The organism is Halobacteriovorax sp. RT-2-3 (assembly GCF_047085075.1).
In the GTDB taxonomy this organism is placed as follows: Bacteria; Bdellovibrionota; Bacteriovoracia; order Bacteriovoracales; family Bacteriovoracaceae; genus Halobacteriovorax_A.
This window is the reverse complement of sequence record NZ_JBKIYF010000001.1, coordinates 839,985-861,892: the sequence shown is the minus strand read 5'-3', so window position 1 is coordinate 861,892 and position 21,908 is coordinate 839,985. Positions and strand designations below refer to the sequence as shown.

The following is a 21,908-nucleotide window of genomic DNA, read 5'->3' as shown; positions in this document are numbered from 1 at the left end:
ATTAGAATATTCATATGAAATATTCTTTACTCCTACTTTCTTCGGCCCTAATTGCTACTTCATGTTCAAGTAAGGTCTTTAAAAAGAAAGAAAAAAAATCGAAAGCAAAACAAGTCAAACTTAACTATGGGCCAACAAAGGCAAGTTCGAAATTTGTCGATGTAACTCAAAAGCTTGGTCTTGATGGTATTAAGGCATCACGTGTTTATGTTTACGATATAAATGGTGATGGAAGAGAAGATCTTGTCTTTTTAAATGGGAATTATTCTGTTCCTCAATTTTATCTTGCGACAGACGATGGATTTGTAAAAGCTAAGAATATTTACTTTGAAGATGATGTTCAGGTTACATTCATGCAATTTGTAGACCTCGATAAGGACGGCATTGTAGATGTAATTACGGGAATTCATAATCAAAAGTCAGCACTGACGAAAAAGCCACTTGTTTCTTACAAAGGTAGTCCATCGCGAAATAATGGAATTGTTTTTAGAAAATTTAGTGAAACTAGTTTTGATTTTATAGCGCCAATCTCTAACGTAAATATCTTTGATTATGACAATGATGGTTTTTTAGACTTCTTTGTTGCCAATTGGTTTGATCGCAACGAAGAGGGCAAAACAATCGAAAACAGACTTTTTACTTATAAGAATGGAAAAATTTCTGAAATCTCGGGAGCACTAACAAGTGAATTAGAAGAAAGAGGCAATACTTATATTAATGTGGCCCCTACATTTTCTTCAAGTATTTGCGATATAAATAATGATGGTTTCGCAGACATTTTAACAAGTAATTCTGCAGGCCATCCAAATAAGTTGTGGCTTTCCACAAAGCGTGGAAAGAGTATCGTCTATACTGATGCAGGAGTGAGCTCCGGATATAGTATGGATGCTATCACAAGTGGTGGCCGCTTTAATGGCGGAAATTCAACTTTTGCAATTTGTGGCGATTATAATAATGATGGCTATTATGATATTGCCATGGGAGAAATCTCGCACTCTCTGGACTTAGAGTCTCGTGATCGCTCAAGTATTTTAACTAATAAAGGGCTTAAAAGTATTTCATTTATTCGTACAGAGTATACAAATGATGAGGCGAAGGCGAATTGGAACCAAGGTGATATGAGAGGACTTTGGACTGATCTGAATAATGATGGCCTTATTGATCTACTCGTTGATAATTCAGGGTTTCCTCCTCACTCAAGGCTTGTGTCTTTTGTGCAAGAAAGAGATCATGAGTTAGTTAACCGAGGCCCGGATCTTGGTATTGATATTGTTAACCCTAGCTCAACAGTAGTGTTTGATTTTAATGATGATGGACGAATGGATATCTTAACGATTCAGACAAATACTCGTGATTTTAGAATTCAGCCTAGAGTATATCTTTTTGAAAATCGACTACCACAGAAGAATTATATAAAGCTAAAATTAGTAGGAAAGAATTCAAATAGAGAAGCTTATGGAGCTAAAATCATAGCTGATACGAATAAAGGTAATACATATACTCGTCAGCATTATCCATCATTTGGCCAATTCCAACCTCAGAGTACATCTTATATACATATTGGCCTTGGTGACGAGAAGGTAAGTGAAGTTGTTGTTGAGTGGCCTTATCTGTTAAAAAATGGGAAGAAACTTAGAAAAAATTATCCTGTCTTGATGAACTCCACGACAGTTATAAAAGAGTAGGTGCTTTCGCACCTACCACTACATATTCTTTTTGATAATTGTAATCATCTCTTTCACTTGAGCTTCGCTTGCTTTGCCATTGATCTTGTAAACTAAGCTACCTTTTTTATCAAAGACAAGGATATTCGAATCGTCATCTTTTACGATTCCTTTCCATTTTTTTACGATTACTTTTTCAAGATCTTTTACGTAAATTGTATCTGGGTATTTCTTTTGCTTATCTTCTAAAGCACCCTCTAGGATTGAGTTTGGAAGCCAAGTTGCATCCATATTAATTACTGCAACTGAGGCATATTTAGTGCGGTCAAACTTTTCACGAGCTAGTGCTTCTGAAGCATGGTTATTTAAATCTTTTTCATCTGGATCAACATAAAAGAGTACGTGAACTTTGTCTTTTAATTCAGTTGACGACCACGCTTTACCATTTAAACGGCCACCATTTTCACCCGAAATTTCAACTGTAGCTGGTTTCATTGCCAGTGTTGATGCACAAATAAGCGCCATCATAAAAAACTTCTTCATTCACTTCTCCTATTCGATAAAAGTTTTATTAAATATTTGCTTTAAGTTTAGACTAAACTTTGAGTCTTTTAGAACTGTCTTTTTTAACACTTTTGCACGAAGTTGGTCATTATATTCAACCAATTCTTGCATGAGCTCATCAAATTGATTCAATTCAATCACATTTGGAACTCTCGTTTGAAAGAAGTCCTTTAGCTGTTTAATGCGATTCTTTTCAATATCGAGAAAATTCGTCAGTTTATGTTCTTCACTACCAGAAGATTGCTTTTTAGGAATTGGTGCAAATTCATCACCTAAGACTTTTTTAATATGTTGGTCAATTTTCTTTAAGTCGTTGTTATCGTTATCTGACATTTTCGTCTTCCAAGATTAAAATTAATTTCTCAAGTTTTGCACCTTCTTTTGCAAGTGCTTTTATTATCCTTTGGGATGCAATTGTACGTCCAAACTCATCAAGACATAACTGTACATCTTCATTTCTTATATTTGAAGCTGAGATATCAATGAAGTCTAAGACTTTTTGCTCTTTATTAGTTGGCCTTGCCGCTTCAAATTGATAGTACTTTGGTAGATCTTCAAGAGATTTAAAGATTGGAAAGCGCGTCCAAATATCTTCAACATCCGTTATCACATAGAAAGGATAAGGGAATTTTGGTGAAAGATTTTGCTCCTCTAAAACATTTGATAAAAGCCCAAGAAGCTTTATTAGTCGATCCCTCTGTAATTTCGATGCATCGAGATAGAGAGGCTGATGACCAACTCGGTACGTTTTAAGTGCCGTCTTAATTTCTTCCTTATCAATTGCCTTGAGTTTGAATTCTTCTAGAATAGGTGTTTTCATAGATCCATTATAACAGGAGCTCCTTACTAATATAAAGCTGGAATCTCATCTAAATCTCATTTATCATAGTTTTATGGAATTAGATTATGTAGAGCTTCCCGATAGATTTTGTCAGTTACTAATAAGTGATGTTTCAAGTTCAAGTAACACATCTGTCGATTTGCAAAGATTTATTTTTGAATCTCCTGCTATGGGTAGGATTCTTTATCGTATTTTAAATGGCGGTGAAGAAACAGATTTAACTTCTCTTGTGAAGAAGTATGGCTGGCACGGTATTCGTGATCGTCTCTTGGCCTACTATATGAACTTTCTCTATAATAGCAATCATCCGCATGCTGTCGTTATTGAAGAGATCGAAGATATTAAAAAAATAGAATCTCGTTTTCGTGACAAAACAGTAAGTGGGTATTCGCGCCTAATTTCACTTGGAATGTATTTAAAAGTATCTTGTTATGAGTCTGATATTGAAAAGATTGAAGATCATCCATACTTTCCGGATAGAAGAATTGATCAGCTTTTATCTCTTTCAAAAAATCGTAATATCCGCATTGATATCCTTATCCTTATGCTTGTTCACTTTCTAAAATATTTAGGAGAGGAGAAGCTCTTTGGATTAATTAGAGCGAAACAAAGCTTTGATACAATAGAGTCGATGCTTGCTACTGATCAAAAGTATCAATTACAAAAAAATATAATTAATTACGCCTTAAGTATTGGAGATACTGATTTAATTGCATCTAAGACTGTGTAAGTCAGTTTTGTTCAGTATGAAGAAGGAAGAGTATGGCAGAAAATAGTGTATGGAAAATGTTAGAAGACCTTTCAACGAAAAAGGGGATTTCTGAAATTGTAATCAATGGAACAAAGAATGTTTTTGTTGAAAGAGGAGGAGAGTTTATTGGACTTAACGTACCTCTTAATAAGAAAGATATTCTCGATTTCTCAAATGAAGTGGCACTATTTAATAAGAAGAAATTTTCAAACGAAAATCCTATCTTAGATGGAAGACTTCCAGATGGTTCACGTATCAATATTATTAGTGAACCATATGCATCTCAAGGTACTTCAATCACTATTAGAAAATATCTTTCAAATAATTTCCAACTCGATAAGCACTCTCAGCTTTTTGGAATTAATGAAAAATATATTCCTTTCTTCAAATCACTTATTAAGGCCAAGAAAAACATTCTTATCTCTGGTGGAACTGGTTCAGGTAAGACGACATTTATGAATATGCTTCTTAAGGAAGTTTCTCCTGATGAGAGAATCATTACAATCGAAGATACTCTCGAGTTAGTTGTTCCTAATACAAATTGTGTAAGGCTAGAGGCCGGGCTAACAAGTGGACAAGAGGGGCTTTCGATGAGCCAACTTGTTAAGAATACACTTCGTATGAGACCAGATCGTATCTTTATTGGTGAGGTAAGGGGAGCTGAAGTTTTTGATATGATTCAGGCAATGAACACTGGACATGATGGAAGTATGACTTCGATTCACGCCAATTCTCCTGTGGAATGTTTACAAAGAGTAGAGGCCCTCTTTTTAATGGCAGGCTTTGATCTTCCTTATCATGTTGTTAGAAAGTATATTTCGACAGCAGTTGACTTCATTATTCAATTAGGACGTACTGATGACGGCCGTAGAAAAGTTACGCAAGTGCTGGAAGTCAATAATATGGAAGGAAATAATATCCTTACGACTTCAGTTCTTGAAATTGAAAATGATGAGTTAGTATTTGGCGGTGCGGTTCCAAACCTTGCAAGTGAGTTAGCTCGAAAAGGTGAATTACCAACAAATTATTGGAATGAGCTATAAGATCATTGTTGCATCAATTTTAGTGAAAATATTATCACTAAGTTCGTCTTTATTTACTGCTGTTATTAAACAGTAGCGATCGATATCGAGAATAAAGGCTGCATCGTCAGTAATAACTAAGGATTCCTTTACGCCTTTTAACTTCAATTTATGAGCAGCTTCATTTAAGCGGCTATAATCATTTTCGCTAAAGTGAATTTGGCGCTCAAGCAGGCGCTTTTTTGCATGTTTTGAAATTGTTAATTGGTGTGTGACTCTCTCCATATAACCCTTCCTGGCCTTGGCCTAAATGACTCTAAAGTCATTGTGGCACTTTGCTTGGCGCAATAGTAGGTAGGCAAGGGTAAAGAAAATCTTATAACTTCTTCAGTTCATTAAGCTCTAATAAAATCCCAAGCTGCTGATGTCTTAGGTTTTGGCATCCTGATTTGAAGTAGTAATTTCTCGTGTTCTTAATAAGTGATTTAATTCGATTTCGAATGTCGTCATTTACTTGAGAATTTTCTGTGATTTTCTTTTTGATACTTATGAATTCGCGAGTGTTTTCATAAGCCAGGTTTTGGTCGAGTTGCTCACATGGCAGACTTGCGTACGCCTTGATTGAAACTAAAGTTACAGTTGCTGATAGCAAAATAGACTTCATGAAAACTCCTTGTGTGAGTCCCTCTCTCTCATCTACTTCTATCAATAGCATACTAAGATGCAAACTTACACATTAGTAAGAAGTTGTGATATTTTTTTCACCTTCCATGATCGCGACACCAGAACTCGTTCCTAGTCTTTTTACACCCATTTCTAGATATTTACGTGCATCCTCAAGACTTCTAACCCCACCAGAGGCTTTAACTTCACATTTTCCTTGAGCCTCATCAATCATTATTGAGACGACTTCAGGATTAGCTCCTTCACTTGAGAATCCAGTTGATGTTTTTATGAAGCTAGCACCAGCACTTATGGATGCTTTGGCCGCTAAACGAATTTCTTTTTCATTTAAAAGACATGTTTCAAAGATAACCTTTACAACTTTTCCGTTTGCCGCCTTAACCACTGCGGCGATATCTTGTTCAACGTACTCAAGATTACCTTCTTTTAGCCTTCCGATATTTAGAACCATATCAATTTCATCAGCACCTTTTTCGATGGCATCTTTAGTTTCAAAAACCTTTGTTTCTGTCGTCATGGCGCCAAGTGGAAAACCAATAACTGTACAAATAAGTGACTTACTTGGGTCAATATGCTTCTTTGCTTCGAGGATATTACTTGGATTTATACAAACTGATTTAAAGCCATACTCATTAGCTTCTTGGCATAGCTTTTTAATTTGTAGGCTACTTGCTTCAGGCTTTAATAAAGTGTGGTCAATAAATTGAGCGATGTCTTGCATAGTTGTCCTCGATAGAAATTCTTTTATTATTTTCTTAACTAATAGTGCCAATAATTGCTAATATTTGCAATATGTCACTTATTAAACGCGGTCCATTTTTTATTCACCCGCTCTTTATCTTTATATCGAGCTTGGTGGCCTTAGGTATTTCTTTATATCTCTATATTTCTTCTTACTTAGAGGTTAATGCCAAGTTAACGGACTTTGTTAAGAAGTCGAATATTCCTCTTGTTCAGTTCCAACAAACTGAAACATGGGTAATGATCTTAATTCTGTCTATTTTAGTTTCACTTATTATCGTTGGCTTTAGTATGGTTTTTTATTATTACCAAAAACTTCGCCAGCTCTATCGTATGCAGCAAAACTTTATTAATGGATTTACTCACGAACTAAAGACTCCCGTTGCTTCGATTGCAATCTTTATTGATACTTTAAAACGCCATAGCTTTGAGAGAGAAAAGCAGTTGGAATATCTCGATATTATGAGACATGATACTGAAAGACTTGGTGATAATATTGAGCAAATCCTTCAACTTGGGCGTCTCGAAGAAAAGAAAGTCGAGCCTGATTTAAGACAAATCAATATCCGCCAGACAATCGAAGAGTTTGTTCATCGTAATCGTCATAATTTCTCTGAGCTTGATATATCGTTTGTACATCTTGATAATGAAGAATCAATCGAATTTGATAGCAAGCTTTTTGATATTCTATTAATGAATATTTTGACTAATGCAATTCGCTACAATAGCAAAGAAGTGAAGACAATGGAGATCATCTTTCAAAAAGGGAAACGTTTTAGTGAACTCTTCTTTGTTGATAATGGTGATGGTGTAGAAGAAAAAGATTTGAAAAATATTTTTAAAAAATTCTACCAAGTTGGAAAGTCATCAAAGGGAAGTGGTGTCGGACTTTATATGGCCACTCAAATTATGAAAATTCATGGAGGACGCATTAGCGCTGAAAGTGAAGGTGTCGATCAGGGGATGACATTAAAGTTATTATTTAAAAATAGGGTTAGTTAAATGAGTCGTATTTTACTTATTGAAGATGAGCAAAATATTGCGAAAGGTATTATCTTAAACCTCGAATTAGAAGGCTATGAAGTCGTTCATGCAAATCGAGGAGATTTGGGAATCAAATTTTATAAGGATCAAGAGTTTGACTTAGTTGTCTTGGATCTCATGCTTCCGGTAATAAGTGGTGAGGATATTCTTGTGCAAATACGAGAGATTAATGAGAAAACACCAGTTCTTGTTCTTTCGGCAAAGGATAGCTCGAAATCAAAAGTGCGCTGTTTTAATTTAGGTACTGATGATTACTTATCGAAGCCTTTTAACTTAGATGAGTTCATCTTGCGAGTAAAGCGTCTTTTAAAGCGCTCTAGTTGGACAAAAAAGGAAGTCACTATATATAAATTTGGGGCCAATGAAATACACTTTTCTGACTTTAAAGCACTCTGCCAGGGAGAGGAATATACTCTAACAGAGCAGGAAGTGAAGATTTTGACACTTTTAACGCAAAATGAGGGTGAAGTGGTTACGCGCGGTGAGTTACTTGAATTATTAGGCTACAAAAAGGATTCAAATACTCGTACCATTGACAACTTCATTGTACGTTTTAGAAAATACTTTGAAGAGAACCCTAAGGAACCAAAACATATAATAAGTATCCGATCTGTCGGATACAAATTTATTAAATAATAAATAACTAAATAGAAATGGAGTAATAAATGGGAATTTTAGAAGGAAAGAAAGTTCTTGTCCTAGGACTTGCAAATGACAAGTCAATTGCATGGGGAATTGCAACACAAATGAAAGAACAAGGTGCACGTCTTGCGTTTTCATATCTTAATGAAGCACTTCAAAAAAGAGTTGAGCCACTAAGTGAACAAATCGGTGGAGAGTTTACATTTGAACTAGACGTTCAAAATGAAGATCATATGACTCAGATGGCGGAAATCGTAAAAGAAAAATGGGGAGAGGTTGATGTAATCGTTCACTCTCTAGCATTTGCTGATAAAACTGATCTTAAAGATCGTTTCCATAAAACAAGCCGTGAAGGTTTCAAGATGGCACAAGATATTTCAGCATACTCACTACTAGGTGTGTGTAATGTTCTAAAGCCTATTATGGCAAAAGATTGTTCAGTTATCGCTCTTACTTACCACGGATCAGTTAAGGTTCTTAATGGTTACAATGTAATGGGTGTTGCCAAAGCATCTCTTGAATCAACAATGAGATATCTTGCAGATGATCTAGGTCCAGAAGGAATTCGCGTAAACTGTATTTCAGCAGGTCCAATTAGAACTCTTGCTGCTTCTGGTGTTCCAGGGCTTAAAGGTTTCCTAAATGATGTTGAAGAGAAGTCGCCACTTCGTCGTAATGTTACTCAAGAAGATGTTGGTGGAGCAGCGGTATTCTTAGGTTCTCGTCTTGCTAACGGTGTTACTGGACAAGTTCTTTACGTTGACTCTGGTATCTCGATCTTAGGAGCTTAGTTTTGACTAAAATTTCTAGTTGGAACGTCGCAGGTCTTAGGGCCTGCGAAAAAAAAGGTTTTTACGATTGGTATTTAGAAGATAATTCAGATGTAATCTGTCTTCAAGAAACGAAGGCATTACCTGAACAATTAAGTGATCGCTTAAATAATCCTGATAACCACGAAGTGCTAATTGCTCCTGCTGAAAAGAAGGGCTATTCAGGTGTTGCTACTTGGGTTCGAAAGGGGATCAATGTTAAGCACACGATAGGGCTTGGAATTCCTGAGTTCGATTGTGAAGGCAGAACGATCATTTCTGAATTTGATGATTACATTCTTTTTAATTGTTACTTTCCAAATGGACAAAGAGATCACGCTCGAGTTCCATATAAGTTAAACTTTTGTCGTGCTGTTGCTGATAAAGCATTAGCTCTAAAGAAGAAGACGAAAAAAGAAGTTGTGATTTGTGGAGATTATAATACCGCGCATACGGCAAATGATCTTGCAAATCCAAAGACAAATACAAAGACGACTGGTTTTCTTCCTATTGAGCGCGAATGGATGGATGAGTTTAAGGCCCAGGGCTTTACTGATTTGTTTCGCGAGTACACTTCTGCTGAAGAGAATGGCCACTACACTTGGTGGACTTACCGCGGAGATTGTCGTGCAAGGAATGTAGGCTGGCGTATTGATTACTTCTGGTCAACTGATGAGTTTGTTTCTCGTGTGAAAAACTGCTGGCATCAGCCAGATGTTATGGGAAGTGATCACTGTCCACTATCGATTGAATTTAAATAAAAAAAAAGCCAGCATAAGCTGGCTTTTTTTATTTGATCAAAGTCGAGAGATATCCTATCTATCAAGTTCGATTGTGAATGCTAGTGCTAGTTTCGCAAACTTTAGAGCGTGATCAGCTGTTCCACCCATATTATCTAGAGTGTCACGAGATGAGTGGATTTTTCCATTCATTTCACGTTTGCGAGTTTCAAATGGTGTTGAAGCAGGGAAGCCTTGAGCAGTCCATGAAGCATGATCTGAACAAGCATAACCACAAGTATCACGTCCCCAAGATAGTTCTGGAAGATACTTATCTAATAGAGAACCTAGGAAGTTATTTTGTGCTTCGTTTGTATAATCTGTGATGATTGTGATGTCATCGTTTGAACCATTGAAGTTTGTCATATCAAGTTGCATAACACCAACAACGTTCTTACCTTGTCTTTTAAAAGTTTGTGCAATTTCTTTAGAACCAAGAAGACCAACTTCCTCGGCAGCATAAGACATGAACATAATTGTTTTTTCAGGTTGGTAACCACTTTGAGCTAGTGTTTTTAAAACTTCAGTAACCGTTGCCACACCTGAAGCGTTATCATCGGCACCTGGTGCGTGAGCGTTTGTGCGTCCCCACCAACCTGCGATTGAGTCACCGTGACCACCGATTACAATAACATCATCACTCTTACCTTTGATTGTCGCAATAACTGATGGTTGTGGGTATGAAGAGTGGTTAAAGAAATCAACACTAATATCAGAACGGTGTGATGTTAGGCTTGTCCAGTGATCTTTAAGCCACTGTTGAGAATCAACACCTGTTTCAGATTTATAATATCTGTTATTGTAGCTAGAAAGCTTTTCAATAACACTTCTTATTGAGCTTTCTTTTGCATTTGCAATGGCCGATCTAACAAGATCTTCTTGGTTGATTGTGTAATCAGCTAAGAATGCATTAATATTTGAGTTTTCTTTTTGTTCTTTTACGAATTGAAGTGCTTCTTCTTTCGTTTGAAACGCAAAGAAACCACCACATCTTTGATGCTCTTCGTGTGCAAGGTGAGAGATCTCAGCTTGCTCGCTCATAATTTTTGTCTTAGCAATAACAAGGTCTTTTTCAACCTTAATAATATCAATTTGCAGATTCGAGTGTAGACTTTGCGTTGACTGGAATAAGTCCTTTCCTGTCACGATGTAGTTGTGCTCAAACGCATGAGTATTAATTGTAAGTAGTGAGAGTCCTGCTAGTAACTGAACACAAATCTTGCGTGTAATTTTCATCTAACCTTCCTTGGTTATTTTATAACTGTAACTAAATTATTTTAGGGCCAATCAGATAATTAAAATAGAGATAGATTCTGTTATCTTCTTACACAGATGTTGGAGAAGACGTCTAGGAAGGGAGTTTGGGCGCTTTGCGCCCAAATAATTAATATTGAAATTTTGTTTGAATTAAATCAACACTTTTACGTACATTTTCTTGATCGATCCACTGAAGGCATCCGTGTCCAAGACCGCAAATCCATTTATTCATCGGCGCATTAGCATTTTGCACTGACTCATATAGGTCCATCCACTTCTTCTCAAGAGTCTCCCATGGAAGTCCTAGATAAGCTGGTTCAAGGTTTCCTTGAATATAATAGTCATTTCCTAGAGTATTTAAAACATGACCAAGGTCATGACGCCAATCGATACCTAGTACATCAATATTGTCATCTTCAATCGCCTGTAGGTATCTAAGGTGAGTCATTTTTGAGTAGTAAATTACTTTCTTATTTGGGAATTCTTTTTTGAATTCAGCAGTTACTTTCTTAAGTACTGGTAGTACTTTTTGAGTGTAATCTTCAAAATTAAGCTCACCGGCTGCTGTATCAAAAAGACACATTGCGTCTGCGCCACCAATGGCCTGAGCTCTCATTTCTCCTAGTAGTTCTGGAAGAAGTAGATCGACAAATGCATCCCAACGTCCGTCATATAGACCAATTTTTGAGCTGTATAAGGCACCAGCATGAGATCCTTCAACTGCATATGTATAAAGAGTGAAAGGAGCACCTACGAAACCTAGAAGTGTCTTGTTACTTGGTAGAGCATCTTTAAGAAGAGTACATGCTTCTCCTTGGAATTTATAAAAGTTCTCTGCACTATCTAAGAATTTAAGTGCTTTTACATCTGCAACAGTTTCTAGAGTTTTTTCAAGCTTTGGTCCTGGAGCATACTCTAGGCCCATTCCCATTTGCTCTAGAGGGAAGAGTAGATCTGAGAATAGAATGGCCGCATCAAATTTAAAGTCATTGATTGGGCCCATTGTTACTTCACATGCAAGCTCTGGTTTTTTACATAGCTCCATGAATGTATGATCTTTTTTCATACCTTGGTAGTGGTCGTGGTAGCGCCCAGCTTGTCTCATAAACCATACAGGTACAAATTCTTTTCCATTTTCACTTTTGCGATCGTTAAATAATCCCATTTTTATTCCTTTATAATAAGCTTGTAGCCAATTCCGCGAACACTTTGAATCTCAAGTGAGTTCTTTGAGTCACTCTCGGCCCATTTTCTAAGTTTAACAATATAGTTATCTACAGTACGTTGTGATGGAAATTTATCCTCACCCCATACTTCATCAATAATAAAATCTCTTTCAACAGCTTCATTCTTTTTCTTTAGTAAGATTTCTAGAATGGCACACTCTTTTTGTGTTAGATTTAGTATCTTGCCGTCGCCATCTTGTACTTCAAATCGCTTTGGCCAAATTTTTAAATCACCAATAAGAATTTCTTCCTCAAGGGAGTCGATATTAGTCTTAAAGCTTAGTAGTCGATCCAGTCTTATCGTTAGCTCTTTTAGAGCAAATGGCTTTGTAATATAATCTTCGCCACCTGCTTCAAACCCTTCAACTTTTGTTTGAGGATCATTTAGAGCAGATAAGAAAAGAAGAATGAAGTCTTTTCTAAGCTTTCTAAAGTCTTTAGCAAGATCAATCCCATTTCCGTCTGGAAGTCCAATATCCATTAGAATGATATTTGGTTTGAAGTCTTCGAAATAGTAACGAGCGTCTTTAACATTCTTTGCAAGTCGGCATTCGTGACCGATGTCGCCTAAGTATTCACTTAGTGTATCACCAAGATTGTTATCATCTTCAACGACAAGAATCTTTCCGAAGTTATTCATCTTTACCTCCGTCACTTTGTTCTGATAGTGGTAATTGAATATCGAAGATTAAGCCTTTATCTAAAGTTATATTAAATTGACCTTTCATCGTTTCAATTAATTTCTTCGAAAGGTATAGGCCTATGCCTGAGCCTTTCGTCGATTGGTGCTTGTAGAAAAGCTTCCCAAGCTTTTTGACATCACCACTAAAACTGCCGCGATCATGATATCTGATATTTACGGCCTGTCCTTTAGTACTGATCGTAATTTCAACTTCATTCGAATCAGTATGTGAAATAGTATTTTCTAAAAGGTTTTTGAAAATGATACTTAGAGCAAACTCGTCAGCTTGAAGGCTAATGTTTTTTACTTCCTTAGTTACCGTAACATTCAATTTATTTTGGTAGCCACTCTCAATAATATTTTCTAGGAAATGACCTACTTCAATATCTGTACAATTTAAGTTTCCACCTCGCTCTATACGTGAGAGCTGTAGGATTTTATCCATTTGATTCTCTAGTCGAATCGTATCGTCAATTAAGCGAGTCGTAAGTTTTTGAAGTCTTTGGTTTGAGTCTTTTTCAACTTCATCTTTAATGACTTCAGATTGAAGTTTTATGCTTGCAAGGGGAGTCTTAAGCTCATGCGTAAGCCCTGCAAAGAAAGCTGCAATCGAGCGATTCTTTCTCTGGTCTCTGATAAAGAGGAGAGTGTGAGAGCTCACTAGAATGAGAATAAGGACCAGAAACGTAATTCCTTCCCATTTAATTAGTGAGCCTATGTCTGGGCCCTCTGTGATATTAAGTTTTGCCAAGCGATCACTCATTTTAAAAATTAAAAAGAGCCACCACAGGCCAAAGAGCCCAATTAGTCCCGTCGTAATCGTTGAGATTAAAAAGAATGGAGAAGAAGCTTTCTTTAGTTCCAAAGTCTGTTCTCTAAATCCTTCGCAACTTCTTCGTTATGTGCAAGTGAACCAAATCCAACTTCATATGCATTTGGAGACAGGTAAATTCCCTTTTCAAGAAGAAGTTCAAATAGTGGAACAAAGTCTTCACCAATATTGCCTGGAATATTTCCAACTGACTTTATCTTATCTCCTGGAACGATCCAAAATAGAGAAGAGTGGTGAATTACGTTGTAGTTTGAAAATTGACCATCGTTATATTCAGCAAGCCACTTCTTAAAGATATTTACAATTCTTAGAGTATTATCTTCAAGCTCTTGGTAGCTCTCTTTTGTCATTTGTTTAAGTGTCTCAAGTCCACCAACCATTGCAAGTGGGTTTGCACTTAGAGTTCCAGCTTGGTAAACACCACCAACAGGAGCAAGGTGTTCCATAATTTCTTTCTTGGCCGCAATTGCTCCAACTGGAAGACCACCACCAATTACTTTACCGTAAGTAACGATATCTGGAGTGATTCCAGTCAGTTCTGCCATACCACCAAAAGCAACACGGAAGCCTGAAATTACTTCATCAAAAATTAGAAGTGCATCATTTGCTTTTGTGATCTCTCTTAATCCTTCAAGGAATGCTTGGTCTTGAATTAAGAGACCATTATTTGCCGGAAGTGGCTCAACAATGATTGCAGCGATTTCATCTTTGTGATCTTCAAAGCATTTCTTTACACCCTCAAGATCTTCAAGCTCTAGAATTAGAGTGTCATCTGCAACACCTTTTGGAACACCAAGAGAAGAAGACTCAGCAGCACCAGCAAGTCCTGATCCCGCTTTAATTAGCATGGCATCAACGTGACCGTGGTAGCAACCATTAAACTTAATAATTTTATTTCTTCCTGTCACACCACGTGCAAGACGAAGTGCTGTCATAACTGCTTCTGTTCCCGAGTTTACAAATCTGATTTGATCAACATGTGTAAGACGAGAAAGTAGGTATTCAGCTAGATCAACTGAATATGGTTCACAAGCACCATAACTCCAGCCACGACCTAAGGCCTCAGTTAGTTTTTCTTTTACAGTTTCGTTTTGGTGTCCAAGAACGAGTGGCCCAAAGCTCATGCAAAAGTCGATATATTCTTTACCTTCGATATCTGTAAAGTAAGCACCTTTAGCGCTTTTAAAGAATTTTGGTGTTGATGTCATTCCTTTGAATGAACGAACAGGTGAGTGAACTCCACCTGGAACCATCTTCTTACTTTTTTCAAAAATTTCTGTGTGCATATTGCTCATATGTAATCCTTTTATATTTATTTTTTTAGCCAAGCTTTAAATTCTTCCATACTCGCGAATGGACGAACAGTAACGCCTTCTTTTGAAAGTTGTTCAAATGTTTTACCAAGTCCACAAGCATGAAATTTGTCTTTTAACTCTGGAAGGTGTTCAACATAAGTTTTGTATTGTGAGTAACTAGTCCAAAAGAATACATCGCACTGTCTAAGCTCATCTAAGAATGTTTCACGAATTTCTTTATTGCTCTTTTCATATGATTCAAATACTTGTCCATAGTCAGAGTAAGAGTCTTTATGTGTTAAGATTGTTAGCTCTTGTTTAGGGCCATTTAAAACTTCAATGGCTTTTGAGCTGCGAATCTTGTCTAGTGTGTCTTCTCCTAGGCCATCACATGATCCATGAACCCACTGGCCATTTTGAGCAAGTAGCTTCCAAGTTGAAGTACCAGCAGTATAAACAGCTTTACCGTGATTCTTTAGAAGGCTTACACCATAGCGCGCAGAAAGAAGAACGTCGTTATTTGGAACGCGTGCATTCTTTAGGGCCTCTTTGTGGATTAGCTCACAATAGATATATTCTTGTTCTCTGTGGTCAGCATGCGGAAGGCCAATGAATGCCTTTGCCTTAGAGGCTGGTGCAGGGAAGCTTCCTTCAAGGTGTCTTTCATAGATTACCTTGTCATCAACTTTTCCCTTATGCGTATGAATATAATAATCACCTTTTTTTGTGACATTGATACCAACTGCAAGGTGACAACCGCCTCCATAGCTTGCAAATGCTTTACGCTCACGGCTTACTTCACTTACTGTATCTTTGTCTTGAAGCTTAAAAAGTTTTTCTTCTAGTACTCCGTTGTCATCACGGTTTTCTAAACATTCAATTCCAAGAGCTCCTTGAGAAGCGGCAGCTGGAAATTGACTGTGAGGTAGAACAGCATAAGTCATTCCCGAAAGTAGAACCTCAAGCTCTTTTCTTGAGCTTTCTGTAATAGCAAGTCTTTCGATACCAGGCATTGCTAGAACGATCGCATCGTAGTTGTCATCTCTAAGTTTTTGAATACGTGAGTTTACATTTCCACGAAGCATCTTTGTTGATACTTTTACATTGTCTCCATAAGGTAAGAACTCCGATAAAGAGCTTTCAATATTAACAATTCGACGTGGAGAAGAAGTTCCAACAACAAATTCTGTTAGTTCTTTGGCCATTAACTTACTAACAGTCTCTTCCTTAATTAGGAGAATATCGTAAGCATAGTCACGTTTCGATATTGCTGCTAGCTTTATTCCTTCCGGTCTATCACTTCCAAGATCTTTATATGAGTGTACGACTAAGTCGATTTCACCTTGTAGTAGGGCCGCATCTAATTCTTTAGTGAAAAAGTCTTTCCCTTCGAGTTGCCAAAGTGGCTTATCAACAATCTGGTCACCTTGAGTCTTAATTACCTTTAATTCAAACTCGTCACCAGTTAGTTCTTCAAGTTGATCTTTTACTTGATTACATTGAGTCAGGGCCAATAGTGAGCCACGTGTTCCGATGATGTATTTCAAAATAAATCCTTGTTTATGGTGTGAACGTAAAATACATTAGATAACTTACTTTTTTGTCATGAAATTGTCATTAAAACCAAGCATGCGCGATGAGTCTATTCTTTGATTTTTAACTAAACTGGTCCCATCTCCGAGTGAAAATGTAAGAAAAAGACATTTTTTATATCGTTTTTTTATATATACACTTAAGTCATTGAAATTTTATTAGCAAAAGGAATTGCAAATGAATCGATCGATCTTAATAGGAACAGTCCTAATTTTATTAGGTTTTTTCCTTAACATCACAGCTAAGGCATCGTCTCTTAACATCAACCCAAAACGCATTATTGTAAAGTTAAAGAATGGTAAAGATATTCCGGCGTTTAAGGGAATAAATAAATCAGTTTACTTTTTTGAATCCACATATGTTCTTTATACAAATGGGGATGAGTCACTTTTAAATAAATTAAGAGCGCATCAAAATATTCTTGATGCACAATTTGATACTTTCTCAAAACGTGAGCCTCTTCCAATGCCAGTTGAATCTTTTGAGTCAGAATCAATTGAAGAAGGAGATGAGATTTATAGCTCTGTTTTAAATGATCCAAAACTTTCAAAGTTATGGGCATTTAAAGATGCTGACAAGCATGGCATGAGTGTTAATAGAGTTTATGAGGATAGTGGATTGTCACAATCTAATGCTCCAATTATTGTCGCAGTTGTTGATACAGGTGTTGATTATAACCACGAGGATCTTAAGGATGTAATGTGGGTCAATGCTAAGGAAATACCTGGCAATGGAATTGATGACGACGGTAATGGTTATATCGATGATGTTCACGGAATCAATACACTTGAGCGTGATAGTGAAGGGAATGCAACAGGGGATATGATGGATGGTCATTCACATGGAACTCACGTTTCAGGAACAATAGCAGCAACACAAAATAATGGAGTTGGTATTGCAGGTGTCGCATCAAATGTTCGCATTATGGGACTTCGTTCAGTTCCAAGCTATGGTGATGAAACAGATGTCGATATTGCGGAAAGCTTTCTTTATGCGGCAAAGAATGGTGCAAAAGTAATTAACTGCTCTTTTGGTAAGTCACATAATGAAGGTGGAATGCTGGTAAAGGAGACAATTGATTATATCGCAAAAACATATAACACTCTTGTTGTTGTTAGTGCTGGTAATAGCTCACAAAATATTGATACAAAATTAACTTATCCTGCTTCTTATGAAAGTGAAGGGATGTTAGTTGTAGCTTCATCAACTCGCTATGGTCGCTTTTCTTATTTTTCAAACTATGGTGTTAAAAGTGTTGATGTTGCGGCCCCGGGATCTTCAATTTATTCAACGACTCCTGGAAATCGCTACGGAAATATGTCAGGGACTTCAATGGCTTCTCCTAATACAACAGGTGTAGCCGCAGAAGTACTTTCAAGACACCCTTACTTAACAGCAGTTGAATTAAAAAATGTTTTAATGAATAGTGTAACGGCCAAGTCTTCGATGGATGGAGATATCCTAACGGGCGGGGTTGTCGATTTATTTTCTGCTTTAGAAAATCTTTAAAATAATGGCCCGTTAATAACGGGCCTTTTTTTTAGTGCCAAAGTTTGAACTTTTCCTGATGTGGAATATTAATTTCAACAATATTTCCTGGAACAATATAATTTAACTCGATTCCTTTAGTACTATTGGCAATAGCAATTCCTTTTTCAGATTCTTTGATAGAGTTACTAAGGTTGGCCTTTAGGTATTTTTTGAACTCAAAACCATCTCCTCCATCTATGACAGAGATACGATAGGACTCTTCTAGCTTTTCATATGTCACAATAACAGGCTCTTTATTTCTATTGCATAGGATATCAAGATAACTTTCATAGTCCCCATTGGCCTTTATTTTCTCTCGCTCGAGTTTATCAATCTTAAGTTGACCGTGCTCAAGAGAGTTTAGAATAATTTCAAAAAATGCCCTTTCTTGAGTAATTGATGAATTTGTAAATAGCTTTAATGTTCTTGCACATCCGGCAACATCAGCTAGTGTTCTTATGTGCATTTGTGCGTTTGATACGATATCAAGCCCACTATTGTGGTTGAGAGAATAATTAATAATAGATTTTATCTTAGCTTGAAGTTTTATTTTTGAGTTAATTAACTGTTTAATGTTAGAGAAACTTTGAAGATCAATGAAATCATTTAAGTCATTGCTTAAATAGTGTGACTTTCTCTTTTCTGTAATTTCTTGTGCCAAGACTATTATTGGAACACTTGAGAATCTGGGGTACTTTTTTAGCATTGAAAAGATTGATAAGTCTTTACTTAAGCTTGAGTCATAGAAGAGAATAAGATCAACGTCATTTTTTTTTACATCTGCAAAGATTTGAATGATCATTTCAACTTTATCTCGCTGTATAATATCATAAGTGTCGTCCAATACTTGCATCAAGCGTTCAGTGATATATTTATTATTGCTTATGATAAGTATCTTAGGTTTTTTCGTCTCATGTTCTGGCATGTGAGACTTATCACTGCTACTTGCTTCTGACATGTTGTCCTGAATGGCCTGCTGTAGTTTTTTAAACATAATTATCTCTCTGTTAATGCATAGTTAAGTGAGGACTCTAGAGGTTTTGTTAAATAAGACAGAATACTTCTTTCCGTTATAAAGATATCCGCTCTTGTTTTGACACCTGGTAAAATTAAATTCTTATTAGGGTCTCTTCCAAGGTGATTTTTAAAGAGAAGTGCTTTGGCCTGGTAGTAGGCCTTACCATTGTTAGAATAAAATGTATTAGAAGAGATCGATGTAATCTCTCCTAGGATTGTTTCATACCTGTTGCCAACTTTAAACTTTAGCTGAACAGGCATTCCATCTTGAATAGAGTTAATATCATCGGGAGTGATTTCAATAGATGCTGTGACGCTGTCAGCGATAGGCTCTAGTCTCATTATACTTTGTCTTGTTGAAATTCTTTGTCCAATGGCCTCTATCATAACGCTTCTTATGATTCCTCTTGTGTTTGAACGTATATAATGAGTGTTATCCTTCTTCTTTGTTTTATCATCAACAAGTGTATAAAGGAGTTCACCTTCCTCTACATACTGTCCCTCCATAACATAGAGTGCATTAAGTATTCCTGACTTATTATGTTGAATAGTGATAATATTTCGAGTTGATTCGATGATTCCATTACCACTTACAAGTTCATTTACCGTCGAAAACGATATCCATGCAAAAAAAGCAATAAGAGTAAAGCAAGAGAGTAGGATCATCGATTTTGTCGCTAGTGGTACCCTTGCTTCTTCTAGCAGAATGTCTTGTCCAATATAGTCGGATTGCTTTTCATAATCCGAGATATTTTTAAGAGATATTTTTTTTTGTTCTTTCATAAATCTCATTCCTTACATCTTTCTACACAAGTGCACTTTCTTCGAGGATATTTAGAAGTTCTTCTTTTTTTCCAGACGAAAGTTTTGAGCCAGGTGCCATATAAATTATATTATCTGTTTCTTTTAGTATCTCTTTATGTTCACTACAGAAAATAACAGAGAAATTACCTTTAGAAAGTTTCAAGAATTTCTTTAATAATTTAAATTGTTCGTTAATCATATTTGAAGGGATATCTTCGATAAGAACTACTTTTGCTTGAGTGCAAAATGGTATCGCTAGAACAATAGTCGAATAGAGCTCGTTTGATAATTTCAATTTCATTGAACCGCTAAGAGGAGTATCTATTGTTAGCCCATTTTCTTCAAGTAACTCACCAACACCGAAGATACCTAGGTGTATCATAATATCTTCACGTGAAATAAGCGGGTTAATGTATTTTATATTTTCGTAAATACTCATGTCCTTCAACAAGGACTTTTTGAGATTTAAAGTCAGGATATATTGTCTCAAATAGAGAGTATCAAATTGGCGGTGATCAATTCCTCCTATTCGTATTGAACCTGATTTTGGTAGATATGTTTTATTAAGTAGTTTTATAAAAGCATTTTTTCCTGAGTTTATGCCTGCATGAATACCATAGATTTCATTTTGCTTTATTGTAAGGTTCACATCTTCAAAGATATTTTCTAGAGTGTCAGGATATTGAAATGATACAGATTTGAATTGAATCTCAAAATTTTTAGTGTAGAGATCTTCAATTGATCGGTATGTCCTCGTTTCACTTTTTGAGCATAGGAGATAATGTAGCTTTTTAAATGAAGAGTTAACGGTATCTGTTTTTTGTAGCAGTTCTAAGAGTTTCTGAGCTGGTGTTAAGAGATGCCATAGTAAGAACATTAACCCAAAGAAACTTCCTACTTCTAGGCCTTGATTCCAAATTAAATTAAGACCAATTGCTATTGAGATAATTGCAACACCAACCATAAAACAATATGAGAAGAGGTATGTTTTCTGTGAATGCATTTTAGTTTTATGTTCTCTGTAACATGAGTTGGAACTAAGTGAGGATAGGCGAGTGCTAAAGACTGGAAAGAGATTCTCAAGGTATATTTCTTCTGAAGTTCTTTTAAGTTCATCAACGAGATTGTTCTTGTTCTCATTTAAACTATCAAACTCTTTCTGCTTCAATCTGATATTTGAAATATTGTATAGATAAATAAAAATGTAGAGAGGAGCTAAAATTAGAGTAGGTAAAGCAACTTGCCAAGAAAGAAAGATAATTGGAAAGATGAGTAGGGTATTACATAATATATCAATTAACTTTAAAAAGTTTTCGGATGATAAAAACTCTACTGAGTTTCTAATCTCTTCAAATCGATTGTTTTGAAAGTCAATCTTCTCTAACTCCCTTTGATGATCTGACATATTTGATACTTTCTCAAGTATGGCAACTTCGAGAATATAATCTAGTCGCTGAACACACCAGGTTATTATATTTGATCGAATATTTCGAGCAGTGAAGTTTATTGCAAGTAGTAGAATAATACCTGTTGTTGCCGGTATGAAAAATGACATGTCTCTTGCATCAATCATTATGTCATATATAATGATTGCGTAGAGCGCTAATGCTATTGTTGTTATTGTATTAAGTAGTGAAATAGAAATTACAGTAATGAATTCCTTCTTAAAACGAAGAAGTAAAGCCTTGATCCATTTTGGGAAACTCTTTTCTGTATTTCTAAAAATTACTTCGTTATCGAGTTCGTTATGGTTAATTTGTTTAATAAATAGAGCATACTTGATAGAGAAATTTTCGATGTCTACTTGTCTCTTTAAGTCATGATCATTAATTAGATAATGTTGTTCTAGGTGGATGTCATAGCTAAGTATAAGATGATCTCCGTTGTTGCAAAAGTTTTCAATATATTGGTCCGCAACTAGTAAACATGGAAGCGCACTATTTTCAATATTTTTAAGATTGATTTTTAGCTTTTCAGTTTTTAACCCAATCGATGCTAGTGAGTTAATAAGATCAACTTCTCTCATATGCCGATAAGACATCAAAATTTCATTGACGTCTTCGCTGTAATTATCTTGATACTTAAGCTCCATTAAATTATGAAATATCATTTTTATATTCGACATAATTCT

Annotated in this window: 23 protein-coding genes; 8 read left to right on the top strand and 15 right to left on the bottom strand. The window is 36.0% G+C overall.

Going from position 1 to position 21,908, the window contains the following annotated elements; translation table 11 throughout:
- Nucleotides 1-14: 14 nt before the first annotated feature.
- The gene (locus ACMAYX_RS03925) at nt 15-1,685 is read left to right on the top strand and encodes a CRTAC1 family protein (protein WP_412471565.1); all 1,671 of its coding nucleotides are present in this window, start codon (nt 15-17) and stop codon (nt 1,683-1,685) included.
- Between the two features lie 18 nt (nt 1,686-1,703).
- Here the strand turns inward: ACMAYX_RS03925 and ACMAYX_RS03920 are convergent, their stop codons facing one another.
- From ACMAYX_RS03920 to ACMAYX_RS03910, 3 genes are read right to left on the bottom strand one after another with little or no spacing between them, the layout of a single operon-like run.
- A complete protein-coding gene (locus ACMAYX_RS03920; protein ID WP_103216822.1) occupies nt 1,704-2,207 on the bottom strand; it encodes a YtfJ family protein in 504 nt (167 codons plus the stop codon).
- Nucleotides 2,208-2,216: 9 nt separating this feature from the next.
- On the bottom strand, nt 2,217-2,561 hold the full coding sequence (locus ACMAYX_RS03915) for a hypothetical protein (RefSeq protein ID WP_103216823.1): 345 nt from the start codon (nt 2,559-2,561) through the stop codon (nt 2,217-2,219).
- Nucleotides 2,551-3,048: a hypothetical protein gene (locus tag ACMAYX_RS03910; protein ID WP_412469716.1), complete on the bottom strand. Its 498-nt coding sequence runs from the start codon at nt 3,046-3,048 to the stop codon at nt 2,551-2,553. Before ACMAYX_RS03910 ends, ACMAYX_RS03915 begins: the two co-directional genes overlap by 11 nt.
- Before the next feature lie 73 nt (nt 3,049-3,121).
- Between ACMAYX_RS03910 and ACMAYX_RS03905 the strand changes: the two genes are divergently transcribed.
- Entirely contained in the window at nt 3,122-3,799 is a 678-nt protein-coding gene (locus ACMAYX_RS03905) for a hypothetical protein (protein ID WP_103216825.1), read from the top strand.
- Nucleotides 3,800-3,831: 32 nt separating this feature from the next.
- Entirely contained in the window at nt 3,832-4,863 is a 1,032-nt protein-coding gene (locus ACMAYX_RS03900) for a CpaF family protein (protein ID WP_412469715.1), read from the top strand.
- Here ACMAYX_RS03900 and ACMAYX_RS03895 read toward each other — a convergent pair.
- From ACMAYX_RS03895 to deoC, 3 genes are all read right to left on the bottom strand, one after another.
- Nucleotides 4,858-5,127 carry a TIGR02530 family flagellar biosynthesis protein gene (locus ACMAYX_RS03895; protein ID WP_103216827.1) on the bottom strand — a complete coding sequence of 90 codons (270 nt, stop codon included), beginning with the start codon at nt 5,125-5,127 and terminating at the stop codon, nt 4,858-4,860. The genes ACMAYX_RS03900 and ACMAYX_RS03895 overlap by 6 nt on opposite strands.
- Nucleotides 5,128-5,218: 91 nt before the next feature.
- Entirely contained in the window at nt 5,219-5,506 is a 288-nt protein-coding gene (locus ACMAYX_RS03890) for a hypothetical protein (RefSeq protein WP_103216828.1), read from the bottom strand.
- A gap of 72 nt (nt 5,507-5,578) precedes the next feature.
- A complete protein-coding gene (gene deoC, locus ACMAYX_RS03885; protein WP_393090338.1) occupies nt 5,579-6,247 on the bottom strand; it encodes a deoxyribose-phosphate aldolase in 669 nt (222 codons plus the stop codon).
- 71 nt (nt 6,248-6,318) lie between these two features.
- Between deoC and ACMAYX_RS03880 the strand changes: the two genes are divergently transcribed.
- Genes ACMAYX_RS03880 through ACMAYX_RS03865 form a run of 4 tightly spaced genes read left to right on the top strand, consistent with a single transcriptional unit; the run spans nt 6,319 to nt 9,523 of the window.
- Nucleotides 6,319-7,269 (top strand): sensor histidine kinase, encoded by a 951-nt coding sequence (locus tag ACMAYX_RS03880; protein ID WP_392991450.1) that lies wholly within the window; start codon nt 6,319-6,321, stop codon nt 7,267-7,269.
- Nucleotides 7,270-7,947 carry a response regulator transcription factor gene (locus ACMAYX_RS03875; RefSeq protein WP_103216831.1) on the top strand — a complete coding sequence of 226 codons (678 nt, stop codon included), beginning with the start codon at nt 7,270-7,272 and terminating at the stop codon, nt 7,945-7,947.
- Between the two features lie 29 nt (nt 7,948-7,976).
- The gene (locus ACMAYX_RS03870; RefSeq protein WP_103216832.1) at nt 7,977-8,744 is read left to right on the top strand and encodes an enoyl-ACP reductase; all 768 of its coding nucleotides are present in this window, start codon (nt 7,977-7,979) and stop codon (nt 8,742-8,744) included.
- A 2-nt stretch (nt 8,745-8,746) separates the two neighbouring features.
- Nucleotides 8,747-9,523, top strand: coding sequence for an exodeoxyribonuclease III (locus ACMAYX_RS03865; RefSeq protein WP_392991453.1), 777 nt, complete (start codon nt 8,747-8,749; stop codon nt 9,521-9,523).
- A 54-nt stretch (nt 9,524-9,577) separates the two neighbouring features.
- Here the strand turns inward: ACMAYX_RS03865 and ACMAYX_RS03860 are convergent, their stop codons facing one another.
- From ACMAYX_RS03860 to hemC, 6 genes are all read right to left on the bottom strand, one after another.
- Entirely contained in the window at nt 9,578-10,777 is a 1,200-nt protein-coding gene (locus tag ACMAYX_RS03860) for a M20/M25/M40 family metallo-hydrolase (RefSeq protein WP_103216834.1), read from the bottom strand.
- Between the two features lie 148 nt (nt 10,778-10,925).
- Nucleotides 10,926-11,963 (bottom strand): uroporphyrinogen decarboxylase family protein, encoded by a 1,038-nt coding sequence (locus tag ACMAYX_RS03855; RefSeq protein ID WP_103216835.1) that lies wholly within the window; start codon nt 11,961-11,963, stop codon nt 10,926-10,928.
- Nucleotides 11,964-11,965: 2 nt separating this feature from the next.
- Entirely contained in the window at nt 11,966-12,664 is a 699-nt protein-coding gene (locus ACMAYX_RS03850; protein WP_103216836.1) for a response regulator transcription factor, read from the bottom strand.
- Nucleotides 12,657-13,571: a sensor histidine kinase gene (locus tag ACMAYX_RS03845; protein WP_103216837.1), complete on the bottom strand. Its 915-nt coding sequence runs from the start codon at nt 13,569-13,571 to the stop codon at nt 12,657-12,659. Before ACMAYX_RS03845 ends, ACMAYX_RS03850 begins: the two co-directional genes overlap by 8 nt.
- Nucleotides 13,562-14,833, bottom strand: coding sequence for a glutamate-1-semialdehyde 2,1-aminomutase (locus ACMAYX_RS03840; RefSeq protein ID WP_233189681.1), 1,272 nt, complete (start codon nt 14,831-14,833; stop codon nt 13,562-13,564). Before ACMAYX_RS03840 ends, ACMAYX_RS03845 begins: the two co-directional genes overlap by 10 nt.
- A 17-nt stretch (nt 14,834-14,850) precedes the next feature.
- Nucleotides 14,851-16,380, bottom strand: a complete 1,530-nt coding sequence (gene hemC, locus ACMAYX_RS03835) for a hydroxymethylbilane synthase (protein WP_412469712.1) — start codon at nt 16,378-16,380, stop codon at nt 14,851-14,853.
- A 223-nt stretch (nt 16,381-16,603) separates the two neighbouring features.
- On the opposite strand from hemC, the gene ACMAYX_RS03830 reads away from it, so the two are divergent.
- Nucleotides 16,604-17,935, top strand: a complete 1,332-nt coding sequence (locus tag ACMAYX_RS03830) for a S8 family peptidase (protein ID WP_103216839.1) — start codon at nt 16,604-16,606, stop codon at nt 17,933-17,935.
- A 31-nt stretch (nt 17,936-17,966) separates the two neighbouring features.
- On the opposite strand, the gene ACMAYX_RS03825 is transcribed toward ACMAYX_RS03830, so the two are convergent.
- The 3 genes from ACMAYX_RS03825 to ACMAYX_RS03815 are packed head-to-tail and all read right to left on the bottom strand — an operon-like array spanning nt 17,967 to nt 21,902.
- On the bottom strand, nt 17,967-18,950 hold the full coding sequence (locus ACMAYX_RS03825; protein WP_392991461.1) for a hypothetical protein: 984 nt from the start codon (nt 18,948-18,950) through the stop codon (nt 17,967-17,969).
- Nucleotides 18,951-18,952: 2 nt separating this feature from the next.
- A complete protein-coding gene (locus ACMAYX_RS03820) occupies nt 18,953-19,756 on the bottom strand; it encodes an HlyD family efflux transporter periplasmic adaptor subunit (RefSeq protein WP_412471564.1) in 804 nt (267 codons plus the stop codon).
- Nucleotides 19,757-19,778: 22 nt separating this feature from the next.
- Nucleotides 19,779-21,902, bottom strand: a complete 2,124-nt coding sequence (locus ACMAYX_RS03815; RefSeq protein ID WP_412471563.1) for an ATP-binding cassette domain-containing protein — start codon at nt 21,900-21,902, stop codon at nt 19,779-19,781.
- Between the last annotated feature and the right edge of the window lie 6 nt (nt 21,903-21,908).